We start from the raw sequence: 14,221 nt of genomic DNA on the forward strand, positions 1-14,221 counted from the left end.
TGGACCCGCCGCGCCGCGTCCGCGAGCTGGCCGCCGAGCACGGGGTGGGGCCCGACGCGATCGCGCTGGCCGCGGTGCGCGCCCAGCCGTGGGTCGACGTGGTGCTCTCCGGCGCGGCCAGCCCGGACCAGCTGCGCGCCAACCTGGCCGCGCGCGAGGTCGAGCTGGCCCCCGACGCCATGGCCGAGCTGGCCGAGCCCGCCGAGCGCTACTGGGCCACCCGAGCCTCCCTGCCCTGGAACTAGTCCTTCACCGCCAGCCCCGCGACGAGGACCGCCACCAGTCGGCGCGCGTCGTAGCGGCGGTTCTTGCCCGCGCCCGCGCAGATGCCCCCGACGCCGCGCATCAGCTCGTAGGCCGCCAGGTCGTCCCGGATCTCGCCGGAAGCTGCGGCGGCGTCCAGCAGTCGGGCGCACACCGGCACGAGGTGGTCGAGGAAGTAGGTGTGCAGGGGGTCGAAGCAGGGGTCGTCGGACTGCAGCACGGCGGCGAGCCCCTGCTTGGTGATCACGAAGTCGACGAACGCGTCCATCCACCGCCGCAGCGCGGCGTACGGGGTGGGGCTGGTCGCCAGCAGGACGGGACCGGCCTGGGCGAGGGATTCGACCTGGTGCCGGTAGACGGCGACGATCAGGTCCGCCCGCGTCGGGAAGTGGCGGTAGATGGTCGCCGTCCCGACGCCCGCCGCGGCGGCGATGTCGCGTATCGGCGCTTCCACGCCGGAGGTCACGAAGACCGAGGCGGCCGCGTCGAGCAGGGCCTCCTGGTTGCGCCGCGCGTCCGCCCGCTTGGGACGGGCCGTCCCCCGATCGCCGTCGTCCACCGCGCGTTGCCTCCCATCGCCCCGGCTAAGCGGGACACTGTCCCGTATGCTTAAAACGGGACGCTGTCCCGCTTACATGGTGCCAGGTCGGCGCCGCCGGCCCCACCACGGGTCACTACGAGGAAGACTCCCCATGACTGGAACAGCCCTGCCCGTCATCTCGGTCAAACCGGTCGCGCTGCCCGCCCCCGGCCGCGGCGAGGACCTGCGAGTGCGGGTGTCCGCGCCGGTGACCGGCGACGGACTGCCGATCGTCGTCTTCTCGCACGGCTTCGGCTCGTCGATGGACGGCTACGGCCCCCTGACCGACTTCTGGGCCGCCCACGGCTTCGCCGTGGTCCAACCCACCCACCTCGACTCGCGCACGCTGGGCATCCCCCCGGACGACCCCCGCACCCCGCGGATCTGGCGCTTCCGCGTCGAGGACGTCAAGCTCGTCCTCGACCGGCTCGACGTGCTGGAAGCCGCCGTCCCCGGCCTCGCGGGCCGCCTGGACCGCGACCGGATCGCCGTGGCCGGGCACTCCTTCGGCGGCCAGACGGCGGGCAACCTGCTGGGCCTGCGGGTCCTCGACCCGGCGGGCGGGGGAGGGCAGGACCTGTCCGACCCCAGGGTCGCGGCCGGCGTGCTGCTGGCCACGGCCGGACGGGGCGGAGCCGACCTGACGCCGTTCGCGGCCGAGAACTTCCCGTTCCTCAACCCCGACTTCACGACCATGACCACGCCCGCGCTCGTGGTCGCCGGGGACCGGGACGACTCCCCGCTGACCGTTCGGGGACCGGACTGGATGACCGACCCGTACTTCCTCAGCCCCGGCGGCAAGAGCCTGCTCACCCTGTTCGGGGCGGAGCACTCGCTCGGCGGCATCCCCGGCTACGAGGCCAAGGAGACCACGGACGACAACCCCGAACGGGTCGCCCTGCTGCAGCGGATCACCTGGGCCTACCTGCGCCACGCCCTCGGCGTCGAGGACGACAGCTGGGCGGCGGCGCGGAAGGAGCTGGCCGACAGCCCCCGACCACTGGGCCGCCTCGAATCCCGCTGAGCCACCCGCGAGTACTACCCGAGGCGCCCGCGCGGGCCGCTGACTACCACCCGCCGTCGCGAAAGCGCGGACCACCGCCGTCGAACCACATCCGAACCAGCTCCCGGCCATCCGGCACCACCGGCCAGTCGGGGTCGGCGACCAGCCGCCGGACCTCCGCCACGTCCACCCACCCGCCCCAGGCGACCTCCTCGGGCTGGTGGTGGAACGGACCGTCGCTGCGCGCCAGGTAGACGTGCGCGACGTAGCGGATGGTCCCGTCGACGAACCGCGACCGGAACAGCGGCGTCAGCGGCGCGGTGACGCCCAGCTCCTCGGCCAGCTCGCGGCGCGCGCACTCGTCGGGCGTCTCCCCGGCCGCGACCACGCCGCCGCACGTCGGGTCGTACAGGCCGGGGTAGACGTCCTTGGTGTCGGTGCGGCGGTGCACGTACAGCCGCCGCCCGTCCAGCGAGGTCACCACGATGGCCGCGCACGCGTGCCACAGCCCTTCGGCCCGCACCCGCGCCCGCGTCGCCGACCCGACCGGCGTGCCGTCGGGGTCCACCAGCGCCACCAGCTCCACGATCGTCCTCCTCCGGTCGTACCCGATCGTGCTACCGCGGGCCGACGCCCGCCGACGAACCCCGTTCCTACCTTCGTGACGTCCACGTCACGAGGAGGAATCGTGCCCACATCCCTGCGGCTCGCGGTGGCCGAGTTCCGCTCCCGGCCGGGCCGAGCGGTGCTGCCCGGTGTCGCCCTGGTCGTCGGCGTCGCCTGCCTGCTGGCCTCGCTGGTGCTCAGCCAGGCCATGGTCCAAGCCGTCGAGCAGACCGCGCCCGCGGTGCCCGCCGGGGTCGACCACGTCGTGCGGCCCGGCACGTCCGGCGGGGCCGTGCTGGACCAAGCCGCGCTGGACCGGGTCGCCGCGCTGCCCGGCGTCGCGGAGGTCGTGCCGGTCCGGCAGGTGCGCGTCGACCTGCTGCTCGACGGGGGCCGCGCGGGGAGCCAGCGGGCCGACGCCGACGTCGAGCCCGACCGGGCGGAGCTGCACCGCATCCCGATCCGGGACGGCCGCACCCCCGCGCGCGACGGGGAGATCGCGCTCGACCGGGTCACCGCCCACCAGCACGGCCTGGGCCCCGGCTCGGCGATGCGGGTCGCCGACGCGCGGGGCAGGCCGCTGGACGTGGTCGTCCGAGGCGTCACCGAGCGCGGGTCGCTGAGCGAGGAGCCGCTGGTCGTGGTCGGCGAGGACCTGGCCGCGAAACTGGGGACGCCGCGGGTGGTGGAGGCGCACGTGCGGGGCGGCCACGTGGCGGCCGTCGAGCGGGCGCTGGGCGAGGGCTTCGCGGTGCGGTCCGCCGCGCAGGTCGTCGCCGCCGCGGCGGACGACGCCGACGACCTGCGGGTGATGCTGCTGCCGTTCAGCGTCCTGGCGCTGGCCACCTCCGTGTTCGTCTCCTCGGCGACCTTCCGCGCGGTCTACGCGCAGCGGCAGCGCACCACCGCGCTGCTGCGCTGCCTGGGCGCCCACCGGGCCCCGCTGCTGCGCGCCAACCTGCTCGAAGCGCTGTTCACGGGCGCGGTGGCGGGCGTGCTGGGCGCGCTGCTGGGCGGCCCGGTCGCCCTGCTGCTGGCCCGCCTGTTCGACGCGACCGGCCTGTCGGCGGTGCTGGGCGCGGTCGAGCTGAGCCCTCGGCTGCTGCCCTCGGCCGACCACCTGCTGCTCGGCGGGTTCGTCGCCGCCGCGCTCAGCGCGTTCGCCGCGGTGCGGCCGTCGCTGGCCGCCGCGCGGGTGGCCCCGCTGTCGGCGTTGCGGTCCTCCGAAGGGGGGACCCCGGACGCGGCCGTGGCGCGCAGGCGGCTGGTCCTCGGCCTGCTGCTGGTGGGCACCGCGGTCGCGCTGGCCGCGCTGGGGGTGCTCGCGAAGGGCTCGATCGGCGCGGTCTTCCTCGTGCTGTTCTCCGGCATCGCCGCGATGGCCGGGCTGTTCGGCGTGCTCGGCCCCGTCGTGGTGCCCGCGCTGGGCCTGCTCTTCGGGCACGTGGCGGGGCGCCTCGGCGGCGCGCAGTGGAAGCTGGCCGCCGCCGAGGTGCGCCGGGTGCCGCGGCGCGCCGCGTCGGTGGCCATGCCGCTGGTGCTGGCCGCGGCCATGGTGACCTTCTTCGCGGTCGCGGTCGGCACCGCGCAGCGCGTAGAGGACGAGTTCAGCGGCGCGTCGCGCCCGGACGTCATGGTCGCCGACGTGGGCGACCGCCCCCTGCCCGCCGGGGCGGAGGCCGCCGTGCGGCGGCCAGGAGCGGAAGCCTCCGTCGTCCTGCACGAGGCCGAGAGCGCGGAGGTCGACGCCCAGGGCGAGAGCAGGACCATGACGGTCGCGGGCGCCGATCCGCGGCGGATGCGGGACTGGCTGGCCGCCCAGCAGGCGGACGCCCCCGACTTCGCGACGGGCCAGGTGCTGCTGTCGGAGGGGACCGCGCAGCGGCTCGACGCGCGGCTCGGGCACGCCGTGACGCTCTACGGGATGCCCGGCGGGGCGCGCACCGCCACGTTCGCGGGCACCTACCCCGGCGAGCTGGTCGAGGCCTCCGCGGTGCTGGCCGACCCGTCCATCGCGCCCGCCTCCCGCGTCCTGGTGGCGCTGGAACCCGCCGCCGACCCGGCCGCCTACCGCGACGGCGTGCGCGAGGTGCTGGCGGGCGCGCCCACCGTGCTGGTGACGACCAGGGCCGACATCGCCGCGCGCAGCCAGCGCTACCTGGACATGGGCACCACGCTGCTGATGGTGCTGCTGGGCCTGTCCGCGGCGGTCGCGGTCACCGGCATCGGCACCGCGCTGGCGATCTCGGTGCAGGAGCGCCGCAAGGAGCTGGCGCTGCGCCGCGCGCTGGGCGTGACCAGGGGCGGCATCCAGGGCGGCGTGGTCGCCGAGGCGGTGCTGCTGTCGCTGGTCGGCTTGCTCGGCGGCGGGGTGTTCGGGCTGGTGTACGCGGAGCTGGCGATGGCCGCGCTCGGGGTGTTCACCTGGCCGACCGCGGCGGTGCCTCCGCTGCTGCTGGGCGGGCTGGGCGTGGTGGTCCTGGCGGTGCTGGCCGCGGCCGGACCCGCCCGCGGCGCGGCCCGCGTCCGACCCGCCGCGGGGTTGGCGGCAGGCTGAAAACGCGCGTGGGTGCCGCGCGGTGCCCGCCGTAGGTCGTAGGCTGCAGCTATGCGGCGGATCATGGGAACCGAGGTCGAGTACGGCATCGCGGTGCCGGGTGACGCGACCGCCAACCCGGTGCTGACCTCCACGCAGGTGGTGCTGGCCTACGCGGCCGCCGCCGACATACCGCGCGCCCGGCGCGCGCGGTGGGACTACGAGGTCGAGTCCCCGCTGCGCGACGCGCGGGGGTTCGACCTCGGCGCCCCCGGCGGCCACCCCGGCGACAGCGACGTGGAAGACCTCGGCGCGGCCAACGTCATCCTCACCAACGGCGCGCGGCTCTACGTCGACCACGCGCACCCGGAGTACTCCGCGCCCGAGGTCACCAACGCCCGCGACGCGGTGATCTGGGACAAGGCGGGCGAGCGGGTGATGGAGGAGGCGGCCATGCGCGCCGCCACCGTCCCCGGCCAGCCGCGCCTGCAGCTGTACAAGAACAACGTCGACGGCAAGGGCGCCAGCTACGGCACCCACGAGAACTACCTGATGGCGCGCAGCACCCCGTTCACGGCGGTGATCGCGGGCCTGACCCCGTTCTTCGCCTCCCGGCAGGTCGTGGTCGGCTCCGGCCGCGTCGGCATCGGCCCGGCGGGCGAGGAGGCCGGGTTCCAGCTGTCCCAGCGCTCGGACTACATCGAGGTCGAGGTCGGCCTGGAGACCACGCTCAAGCGCGGCATCATCAACACCCGCGACGAGCCGCACGCCGACGCGGACAAGTACCGCAGGCTGCACGTGATCATCGGCGACGCCAACCTCGCCGAGTACTCCACCTACCTGAAGGTGGGCACCACCTCGCTGGTGCTGGACATGATCGAGGCGGGCAGGCGGTTCGACGACCTGCGCCTGCTGGACCCGGTCCGCGCGGTGCACCAGATCAGCCACGACCCGACGCTCAAGACCCGCGTGGAGCTGGCGGGCGGGCGCAAGTTCACCGGCCTGGACCTGCAGTTCGCCTACTTCGAGCGGGCCTCGCAGTTCGTCGAGCAGGAGGGCGTCGGCGACCGCGACGTGCTGCGGGTGTGGGGCGAGGTGCTCGACGCGCTGGCCCGCGACCCGCAGGAGTGCGCCGACCGGCTGGACTGGCCCGCCAAGCTGCGGCTGCTGGAGGGCTACCGGGCGCGCGACGGGCTGGCCTGGGGCTCGCCCCGGCTGCACCTGGTCGACCTGCAGTACGCCGACGTGCGGCTGGACAAGGGCCTGTACAACCGGCTGGTGGCCCGCGGCTCGATGAAGCGCCTGGTCAGCGAGGAGGAGGTGCGCGCGGCCGTGCTCGCGCCGCCGGAGGACACCAGGGCCTACTTCCGCGGCCGCTGCCTGGAGCGCTACCCGACCTCGGTGGCCGCCGCGTCGTGGGACTCGGTGATCTTCGACCTGGGCCGCGAGTCGCTGGTGCGCATCCCCACTCTGGAGCCCCTGCGCGGCACCAAGGCGCACGTCGGCGCGCTGCTGGAGGCCGCCGAGACGGCCGAGCAGCTGGTGGAGGCGCTGACCAGGGGCTGATCAACTTACCCGAGTGGTAGACGAAAATTGTCACACTCGATGGGTAGGGTTGACGTGCACGACCCGAGGACCGGGAGGTCGACATGGCCCAGGAACAGGTTCAGCGCCAAGGCGGCGGTGACGGCGACGACGGCGGCGACGCCGCAGCGGCGGCGGGCCAGGAACGCCGCGAGAAACTCGGCGAGGACGTGGACGCGATCCTCGACGAGATCGACGACGTCCTGGAGGAGAACGCCGAGGACTTCGTCCGCGCGTACGTGCAAAAGGGCGGCCAGTAGGCCGCTGGCGGGACAGGAGAAGAACCCACACATGGACCTCAGCTCGACCGGGCACTACCCGGCCGCGTCGCTGCCCCCGGCCTACCTCAGGCCGGGGTCCTCTTCGTTCGTCGACTTCCTGCGCGCGCAGGCGCCCGAGCTGCTGCCCTCGCCGCAGCGGCTGCCCGAGGGGACCGTCCAGGCACCCCACGGCACCACGATCGTGGCACTGACCTTCCGCGGCGGCGTGGTGATCGCCGGGGACCGGCGGGCCACGATGGGCAACGTCATCGCCCAGCGGGACATGAAGAAGGTCTTCATCACCGACGACTACTCGGCGGTGGGCATCGCGGGCACGGCGGGCATCGCGGTCGAGATCGTCCGGCTGTACGCGGTGGAGCTGCGGCACTACGAGAAGATCGAGGGCGTCTCGCTGTCGCTGGACGGCAAGGCGAACCGGCTCTCCGGCATGATCAAGGGCAACCTCGACGCGGCGCTGGCGGGGCTGGCCGTGGTGCCGCTGTTCGCGGGCTTCGACATCGACGCGCCCGATCCCGAGCGCGCGGGCCGGATCGTGTCCTACGACGTCACCGGCGGCCGTTACGAGGAGTCCCAGGGCTACCAGGCCGTGGGATCGGGCTCGCTGTTCGCCAAGTCGGCGCTGAAGAAGCTCTACAACCCCGACGCGGACGCCGAGGCGGCCGTGCGCAGCGCGATCGAGGCGCTCTACGACGCCGCGGACGACGACTCGGGTACCGGCGGCCCCGACACCGTCCGCAAGATCTACCCGGTGGTCGTCACGATCACGGCCGACGGCGCGGCGTACCTGTCCGAGGACCAGGTCGCGGCCCAGGCCGAAGCCGTCGTGGAAGCCCGTCGGACCAGCCCGACGGGCTGACCACCGTGATCACCATCCGCCGAACACGGGAGCCGCACCAGTGACGTTGCCGTTGTACGCCTCACCCGAGCAGATCCTGCGGGACCGCTCGGAGTACGCCAGGAAGGGCATCGCGAGGGGCCGCAGCGTCGTCGTGCTCAGGTACGCCGACGGGGTGCTGTTCGTCGCCGAGAACCCGTCCAGCACCCTGCACAAGGTCTCCGAGATCTACGACCGCATCGGCTTCGCCGCGGTCGGCCGCTACAGCGAGTTCGAGAACCTGCGGCAGGCGGGCATCCGGTTCGCCGACGTGCGCGGGTACCAGAACGACCCGCGCGACGTGACCGGCCGCTCGCTGGCCAACGTCTACGCCCAGACCCTGGGCTCGATCTTCACCCAGGAGATCAAGCCCCTGGAGGTGGAGATCTGCGTGGCCGAGGTCGGCCACTCCGCGGAAGAGGACACGCTGTACCGGCTGACCTACGACGGTTCGATCGTGGAGGAGCCGCAGTACGTGGTGATGGGCGGGCAGGCCGAGGCGACCGGCACCGCCCTGAAGGAGAGCTACGCCGAGGGCCTGGCACTGGCCGACGCGGTGCGCCTGGCGGTCAAGGCGCTCAGCAACGGCAGCACCAGCACCGGCAACGGCAAGCCGGACCTGCTCGACTCCGCCAAGCTGGAGGTCGCGGTGCTGGAGCGGGACCGCCCGCGCCGGGCGTTCCGCCGCATCGTCGGTGCCGCGCTGGCCCCGCTGCTGCCCACCTCCGACGCGGCGCCCGCCGAGCCGGAGGCCAAGGACGAGGGCAAGAGCAAGCCCGTCACCGACGCCAGCCTGCCGCCGGACGACAACAAGTCCTGATCCGACACGTGTGAGGCCCGGCCCGCTCCCGCGAGCCGGGCCTCACACGTGCTCCAGGCCGCGTCAGCAAGTACCACCCGAGGCCCTCACCAGGGCGGGTAACTACTACCCGAGGTGCGCGAACGCTCAGTTCGCAGTGCCCGAACGCGCGACTCGCGCTGGGGTGTCACGGTCGGTAGATGCCCAGGGCGGCGGGTTGGGAGCGGAACGAGAACGCCGTGCCGGTCGGGCCCACCTCGCCGTCGGTGGCGATGGCCACGGCCGCGTCGAAGACCCGCACTTCCAGGGCGCGCGTCTCCAGGTGCCGGTAGGTCCGGCTGTGGTGCAGCGAGCCCAGCAGCGCCCCGAGGAAGAACCGGGCGCGGGAGAACCGGGTGTCGGCGCGGATGTAGCGCACGTCCAGCAGCCCGGCGTCCAGCGCGGGGCGCACGGTGGGGGCGAAGCCCTTGGGCCGGTACGGCCCGTTGCCCACGAACAGCATCCACACCAGGTGCGGCTCGCCGTTGAGCTCCACCCGCAGGGGTCGGGACGTGCGCAGCACCTCGGCCAGCGCGATGGCCGCCGCGGGCCACTTGCCCCACCGGTCCTGCAGGCGCTCACGCAGCCGGACCATGTCCGGGTAGCCGCCGAGGCTGGCGGTGTTGACGAACCACCGGGGCGCCGCGCCGTCCACCGACACCGAGGCCAGGTCGATCAGCACCCCGTCGCCCGCCGAGACGGCCCGCGCGGTGTCGTCCAGGCCGTCCACGCCCACGTCGCGCGCGAAGTGGTTCAGCGTCCCGGACGGGACCAGCACCATCGGCAACCGGTGCTCGGCGGCCACCGCCGCGACCGCCGCCACGGTGCCGTCGCCACCCGCCACGCCCAGCGCGCGCGGCGCGTGGTCGGCCACCGCGGTGGGCAGGTCCGCCACGCCCACCAGGGTGGCCTTGGGCCACTCCTGGGTGATGGCCTCCGTCGGGTCCGCGCCGCCCGCCTGCGGGTTCACCACCACGACCAGGCCCTCGCCGTCGGTCAGCGGCTCCAGCGCGGCGTGCTCGTAGGCCGACGCGGGTTCTTCGCGGCCCAGCGGCCACCAGCGCCGCGTCGCCAGGCCCACGGTGGTGCCCAGCAGCGCGCCCGCCAGCACGTCGGAGGGCCAGTGCACGCCGGTGTGCACCCGCGAGTAAGCCACCGCCGCCGCGACCGGCCCGACCACCGCCGCGGCGGTCGGGGACTCCATCGCCACCGCCGCGGTGAACGCCGCCGCCGAGGCCGCGTGGCCGGACGGGAAGGACGACGAGGTGGGCCGCTTGGTCAGCCTGCGCGGCACCGGCAGCAGGTCGGCGGCGGGCCTGCGGCGCGGGAACAGCGTCTTGCCGACCAGGTTGGCCCCGGCGCTGGCCCCGGCGATGGCGGCCACCCCGCGCAGCGCCGCGCGCCTGGTCCGGCCCCTGCGGGCGGCCAGCACCGCGGCCACCGCGAACCACAGCAGGCTGTGGTTCGCCGCCCTGGACAACTTCTTCAGACCCCGGTCCGCGGGGGTCGCCGGGAGCGCCGCGCAGCGCCGCATCAGGCCCTGGTCCAGGCGGTTCACTCGTCGGAGCACACCTGAACGTTATCGTCGAAAACCGGCTGACGCCCGATTGGATCACTGAAGGAAGCGCCGGATGCGCTTACTGTTGAGGGATGCAGCGGCGGATCTTCGGCATTGAGACTGAGTTCGGGGTGACCTGCACCTTCCACGGGCAGCGCAGGCTGTCCCCGGATGAGGTCGCGCGTTATCTGTTCCGCCGGGTGGTGTCGTGGGGTCGTTCGTCGAACGTCTTCCTGCGCAACGGCTCTCGGCTCTACCTGGACGTCGGGTCGCACCCCGAGTACGCCACCGCGGAGTGCGACGACCTGACCCAGCTCGTGACGCACGACAAGGCGGGCGAGCGGATACTCGAGGACCTGCTGGTCGACGCCGAGCGCAGGTTGGCCGACGAGGGCATCGGCGGCGACATCTTCCTGTTCAAGAACAACACCGACTCGGCGGGCAACTCCTACGGCTGCCACGAGAACTACCTGGTCGCACGGGCCGGGGAGTTCTCCCGCATCGCGGACGTGCTGCTGCCGTTCCTGGTCACCCGCCAGCTGATCTGCGGGGCGGGCAAGGTGCTGCAGACCCCGCGCGGGGCGGTGTACTGCCTGTCCCAGCGGGCCGAGCACATCTGGGAGGGCGTCTCCAGCGCCACCACCCGCTCGCGCCCGATCATCAACACCCGCGACGAGCCGCACGCCGACGCCGAGCGCTACCGCAGGCTGCACGTCATCGTCGGCGACTCGAACATGTCCGAGGTCACCACGCTGCTCAAGGTGGGCAGCGCGAACCTGGTGCTGGAGATGATCGAGCAGGGCGTGCAGTTCCGCGACTTCAGCCTGGACAACCCGATCCGGGCGATCCGCGAGATCAGCCACGACCTGACCGGCAGGCGCACGGTGCGGCTGGCGGGCGGCAAGGAGGCCTCGGCGCTGGACATCCAGCGCGAGTACTACGAGCGCGCGGTGGAGCACGTGGCCAAGCGCTCGCCCGACCCGATGGCCGAGCGGGTGCTGGAGCTGTGGGGCCGCACCCTGGACGCGATCGAGGCCGAGGACCTGTCCAAGATCGACCGCGAGATCGACTGGGCCATCAAGTACCGGCTGATGGAGCGCTACCAGGCCAAGCACGACATGGACCTGTCCAACCCGCGCATCGCCCAGCTGGACCTGGCCTACCACGACATCCGGCGCGGCCGGGGCGTGTTCGACCTGCTCCAGCGCAAGGGGCAGGTGGACCGGGTGACCGACGACGGCGAGATCGAGGCCGCCAAGGACACCCCGCCGCAGACCACGCGGGCCAAGCTGCGCGGCGACTTCATCGCCGCCGCGCAGGCCGCGGGCCGGGACTTCACCGTGGACTGGGTGCACCTGAAGCTGAACGACCAGGCGCAGCGCACGGTGCTGTGCAAGGACCCGTTCCGCGCGGTGGACGAGCGGGTGGAGCGGTTGATCTCCTCCCTCTAGCGGTTGTCGGGGGAGGGGGACTTCGTGAGGCTCTGAGCCCATGAAGATCCTCCTCCTCGCCGCGGTCGCGGCATCGCTGCTGGTGGTGGCCCCGGCCGGGGCCGCACCCGAGACCCGCTGGGAGCTGCGGCCCACCGGGGTGGACGCCCGGCTGCGCGGCCTCTCGGCGGTGGACGCCCGCGTCGCGTGGGTCAGCGGCAGCAAGGGCACGGTCCTGCGCACCACCGACGGCGGCCGCAGCTGGGCCTCCGTCGCGCCGCCGGGCACCGAGGCGCTGGACTTCCGCGACGTCGAGGCGTTCGACGCCCGCAACGCCGTGGTGCTGTCCATCGGGCCGGGTGACAGCTCGCGCATCTACCGCACCTCCGACGGCGGCCGGACGTGGGCGCAGACCTTCGCCAACCCGGAGCCGGACGCCTTCTACGACTGCGTGGCCTTCTTCGACCGGTTCCGCGGCCTGGCCATGGGCGACCCGGTGGGCGGGCGGTTCCGCGTGCTGGTCACCCGCGACGGCGGGCGCAGCTGGCGGCGGGTGCCCGAGGAGAACCTGCCGCCCGCCTCGGACGGTGAGTTCGGCTTCGCCGCCAGCGGCCAGTGCCTGACCACGGCGGGCTCGCGCGACGCCTGGATCGCCACCGGCGGCGGCGCGCGGGCGCGGGTGCTGCACTCCGGCGACGGCGGGTGGCGCTGGACCGCCTCGGACACGCCGCTGCTCAGCTCACCCTCGGCGGGGGTGTTCGCGGTGGCGTTCCGCACCCCGCGGCAGGGCGTGGCGGTCGGCGGCGACTACGCGGACCCGGCGGGCGCGGTGGCCAACCTGGCGCTCAGCGGCGATGGCGGCCGGACGTGGCGGGCGCCGTCGCAGGCCCCGGTGGGCTACCGCTCGGGCGTGGCCTGGCGCGGCGGCTCGGTGGTCGCGGTCGGGCCGGGCGGCAGCGACCTCAGCCGCGACGGCGGGCGCCACTGGCGGCAGTTCGACCAGGGCAGCTTCGACACCGTGGACTGCCCGAGCACCTGCTGGGCGGCCGGTGAGAAGGGCCGGGTCGGTGTGCTGACCGGCGGCTGACCTCTCGGGTGGAGCCTGTCCAGGGCTCCGCACGCCCCATTGACAAAATAGTTTTGTACGTTCAAAGTTGTTTTCGCGATGAGAGATGTCCTGTACCTGGATCAGATCGAGCAGGCCGAGGCACTGCTCAAGCCGCAGCGCGTCGAGGTGCTGCGGCAGTTGGCCGAGCCCCGCTCGTGCACCGAGGTGGCGGCAGTGCTCGACCAGACCCCGCAGCGGGTCTACTACCACGTGAAACGCCTGGTCGAGGCCGGTCTGGTCACCCAGGTGTCGGAGCGCCGGGTGCGCGGCGTGCACGAGGGCGTCTACCAGGCCGCCGCGCGGTCGTACTGGCTGTCGCCGCACCTGGTGGGGCGGCTGGGGCTGCGCCGGGAGCGGGACGAGCTGAACCTGGCTCGTCTGCTCGACCTGGTCGAGCAGGTGCAGTTCGACATCGCCGCGCTCGACCGCACCCGCCCGGAGCTGCCGTCGCTGGGGGTCTCCGGGGAGATCCGGCTGCGCCCGGAGGACCGGCAGCGCTTCTTCGCCGACCTCAAGGCCACCCTGCAGGACCTGTTCACCCGCTACGGCGGCGCGGAGGGCGACGCCTTCCGGCTGGCCGTGGCCTGCTACCCGGAGGGCGAACGAGACGATGAGTGAGACCCTGACGCTGCGGGTGCGCGCCCGCGTCCCCGCCGAGCGCGTGCACCGCGCCCTGACCGACGGCGCCGAGCTGGCCACCTGGCTGGCCGAGCGGGCCGAGGTCGACCTGCCCGACCGCTACCAGTTCTGGGGCCGCCACACCCCCGAGGGCGACCGGCCGCGCCAGCGGCCCCTGCGCGTGGACGACCGCGCGGTCAGCTTCGGCTGGCACCTCGGCGGCGAGGACACCACCGTCGAGTTCCTGCTCGCCGACGAGGAGGGTGGCACGCTGGTCACGCTCACCCAGAGCCACTTCCCCGGCTGGCGGACCGCCATCGCCGAGACCAGCGTGCTGGGCTACCTCTACACCTACTGGTGCCTGGCGCTGGCCAACCTGGTCGACCACGTCGAGGGCCGCCCGCTGACCCCCAAGCCCGACTTCACCAGCGGGCGGATGCGCGCCGTGGTCGACGTCGCCGCCCCGGTGGACGAGGTCTACGACGCGCTGGTGGACCCGGTGAAGTTCGAGCGCTGGTTCGGCGCGAAGGTCGACATCGAACCGGAGGTCGGCGGCCGGTTCGCGATGGGCGGCTTCGAGCACAACCCGGAGCCCGCCACGATCGTCGACCTGCGACCCGGCCGCGCGATGACCGTCGACTGGGGAGACTCGGTGTCGACCTGGGAGCTGGAGGGCTCCGGGGGACGCACCCGGATGACGTTCACGCAGAGCGGGTTCGACGAGGGCAGGCCGCCGTTCGGGGCCTGGCTGGGCTGGCTGGCCGGGGTGGCCGAGCTGCGCCGGTTCCTGGAGCTGCCCGACTGGCGGCCGATGTGGCTGACGCCGGAGGTGCCCGAGCTGCCCGACGGCATCCTGACCGACCAGCGCGGGTGAGCGGACCGTTCACCCGAGCAGTGCGGGGGAGTGGGCGTCACCGGGTGGCCGCGCGGGGTTAGGGTTC

The 14,221-nt window shown here is 73.8% G+C and carries 14 protein-coding genes; 11 read left to right on the plus strand and 3 right to left on the minus strand.

All coding sequences use genetic code 11. The features are described 5' to 3' along the window. A partial coding sequence (locus IEZ00_RS37550) for an aldo/keto reductase (protein WP_229796358.1) occupies positions 1 to 245 on the plus strand: 245 nt, incomplete at its 5' end. Here IEZ00_RS37550 and IEZ00_RS33490 read toward each other — a convergent pair. Next, positions 242 to 823: a TetR/AcrR family transcriptional regulator gene (locus IEZ00_RS33490; protein ID WP_189227395.1), complete on the minus strand. Its 582-nt coding sequence runs from the start codon at positions 821 to 823 to the stop codon at positions 242 to 244. The genes IEZ00_RS37550 and IEZ00_RS33490 overlap by 4 nt on opposite strands. 133 nt (positions 824 to 956) lie before the next feature. Between IEZ00_RS33490 and IEZ00_RS33495 the strand changes: the two genes are divergently transcribed. Further along, positions 957 to 1,868, plus strand: coding sequence for an alpha/beta hydrolase family protein (locus IEZ00_RS33495; protein WP_189227396.1), 912 nt, complete (start codon positions 957 to 959; stop codon positions 1,866 to 1,868). Positions 1,869 to 1,911: 43 nt separating this feature from the next. Here IEZ00_RS33495 and IEZ00_RS33500 read toward each other — a convergent pair whose 3' ends face one another. After that, positions 1,912 to 2,433: an NUDIX hydrolase gene (locus IEZ00_RS33500; RefSeq protein WP_189227397.1), complete on the minus strand. Its 522-nt coding sequence runs from the start codon at positions 2,431 to 2,433 to the stop codon at positions 1,912 to 1,914. Positions 2,434 to 2,535: 102 nt separating this feature from the next. On the opposite strand from IEZ00_RS33500, the gene IEZ00_RS33505 reads away from it, so the two are divergent. The 5 genes from IEZ00_RS33505 to prcA all read left to right on the plus strand — a co-directional run bounded on the left by IEZ00_RS33505 (position 2,536) and on the right by prcA (position 8,548). Continuing rightward, the gene (locus tag IEZ00_RS33505; RefSeq protein ID WP_189227398.1) at positions 2,536 to 5,010 is read left to right on the plus strand and encodes an FtsX-like permease family protein; all 2,475 of its coding nucleotides are present in this window, start codon (positions 2,536 to 2,538) and stop codon (positions 5,008 to 5,010) included. 51 nt (positions 5,011 to 5,061) lie between these two features. Further along, entirely contained in the window at positions 5,062 to 6,555 is a 1,494-nt protein-coding gene (gene dop / locus IEZ00_RS33510; RefSeq protein WP_189227399.1) for a depupylase/deamidase Dop, read from the plus strand. A gap of 83 nt (positions 6,556 to 6,638) precedes the next feature. After that, positions 6,639 to 6,833, plus strand: coding sequence for a ubiquitin-like protein Pup (locus IEZ00_RS33515; RefSeq protein WP_189227400.1), 195 nt, complete (start codon positions 6,639 to 6,641; stop codon positions 6,831 to 6,833). Positions 6,834 to 6,864: 31 nt separating this feature from the next. Further along, positions 6,865 to 7,710, plus strand: a complete 846-nt coding sequence (prcB, locus tag IEZ00_RS33520; RefSeq protein WP_189227401.1) for a proteasome subunit beta — start codon at positions 6,865 to 6,867, stop codon at positions 7,708 to 7,710. A gap of 40 nt (positions 7,711 to 7,750) precedes the next feature. After that, positions 7,751 to 8,548, plus strand: coding sequence for a proteasome subunit alpha (gene prcA, locus IEZ00_RS33525; RefSeq protein ID WP_189227402.1), 798 nt, complete (start codon positions 7,751 to 7,753; stop codon positions 8,546 to 8,548). A 166-nt stretch (positions 8,549 to 8,714) separates the two neighbouring features. Here the strand turns inward: prcA and IEZ00_RS33530 are convergent, their stop codons facing one another. After that, positions 8,715 to 10,136, minus strand: a complete 1,422-nt coding sequence (locus IEZ00_RS33530) for a bifunctional phosphatase PAP2/diacylglycerol kinase family protein (RefSeq protein WP_372448481.1) — start codon at positions 10,134 to 10,136, stop codon at positions 8,715 to 8,717. Between the two features lie 80 nt (positions 10,137 to 10,216). Between IEZ00_RS33530 and pafA the strand changes: the two genes are divergently transcribed. The 4 genes from pafA to IEZ00_RS33550 all read left to right on the plus strand — a co-directional run bounded on the left by pafA (position 10,217) and on the right by IEZ00_RS33550 (position 14,154). After that, the gene (gene pafA, locus IEZ00_RS33535; protein WP_189227403.1) at positions 10,217 to 11,575 is read left to right on the plus strand and encodes a Pup--protein ligase; all 1,359 of its coding nucleotides are present in this window, start codon (positions 10,217 to 10,219) and stop codon (positions 11,573 to 11,575) included. Positions 11,576 to 11,615: 40 nt separating this feature from the next. Next, positions 11,616 to 12,641, plus strand: a complete 1,026-nt coding sequence (locus IEZ00_RS33540; RefSeq protein WP_189227404.1) for a WD40/YVTN/BNR-like repeat-containing protein — start codon at positions 11,616 to 11,618, stop codon at positions 12,639 to 12,641. Positions 12,642 to 12,719: 78 nt separating this feature from the next. Beyond that, positions 12,720 to 13,280, plus strand: a complete 561-nt coding sequence (locus tag IEZ00_RS33545) for an ArsR/SmtB family transcription factor (protein WP_189227405.1) — start codon at positions 12,720 to 12,722, stop codon at positions 13,278 to 13,280. Continuing rightward, a complete protein-coding gene (locus IEZ00_RS33550; protein WP_189227406.1) occupies positions 13,273 to 14,154 on the plus strand; it encodes an SRPBCC family protein in 882 nt (293 codons plus the stop codon). The genes IEZ00_RS33545 and IEZ00_RS33550 overlap by 8 nt, the downstream gene beginning before the upstream one ends. Positions 14,155 to 14,221: the final 67 nt, after the last annotated feature.

It is taken from the genome of Saccharothrix coeruleofusca (genome assembly GCF_014648515.1).
Lineage (GTDB): Bacteria > Actinomycetota > Actinomycetes > Mycobacteriales > Pseudonocardiaceae > Actinosynnema > Actinosynnema coeruleofuscum.

Excerpts from the sequence above, each read along its gene's own strand:
- IEZ00_RS33495 (WP_189227396.1), top strand. The coding sequence starts at position 957 with ATGACTGGAACAGCCCTGCCCGTCATCTCGGTCAAACCGGTCGCGCTG.
- dop (WP_189227399.1), top strand. The coding sequence starts at position 5,062 with ATGCGGCGGATCATGGGAACCGAGGTCGAGTACGGCATCGCGGTGCCG.
- IEZ00_RS33515 (WP_189227400.1), top strand. The coding sequence starts at position 6,639 with ATGGCCCAGGAACAGGTTCAGCGCCAAGGCGGCGGTGACGGCGACGAC.
- prcB (WP_189227401.1), top strand. The coding sequence starts at position 6,865 with ATGGACCTCAGCTCGACCGGGCACTACCCGGCCGCGTCGCTGCCCCCG.
- pafA (WP_189227403.1), top strand. The coding sequence starts at position 10,217 with ATGCAGCGGCGGATCTTCGGCATTGAGACTGAGTTCGGGGTGACCTGC.
- IEZ00_RS33540 (WP_189227404.1), top strand. The coding sequence starts at position 11,616 with ATGAAGATCCTCCTCCTCGCCGCGGTCGCGGCATCGCTGCTGGTGGTG.
- IEZ00_RS33545 (WP_189227405.1), top strand. The coding sequence starts at position 12,720 with ATGAGAGATGTCCTGTACCTGGATCAGATCGAGCAGGCCGAGGCACTG.
- IEZ00_RS33550 (WP_189227406.1), top strand. The coding sequence starts at position 13,273 with ATGAGTGAGACCCTGACGCTGCGGGTGCGCGCCCGCGTCCCCGCCGAG.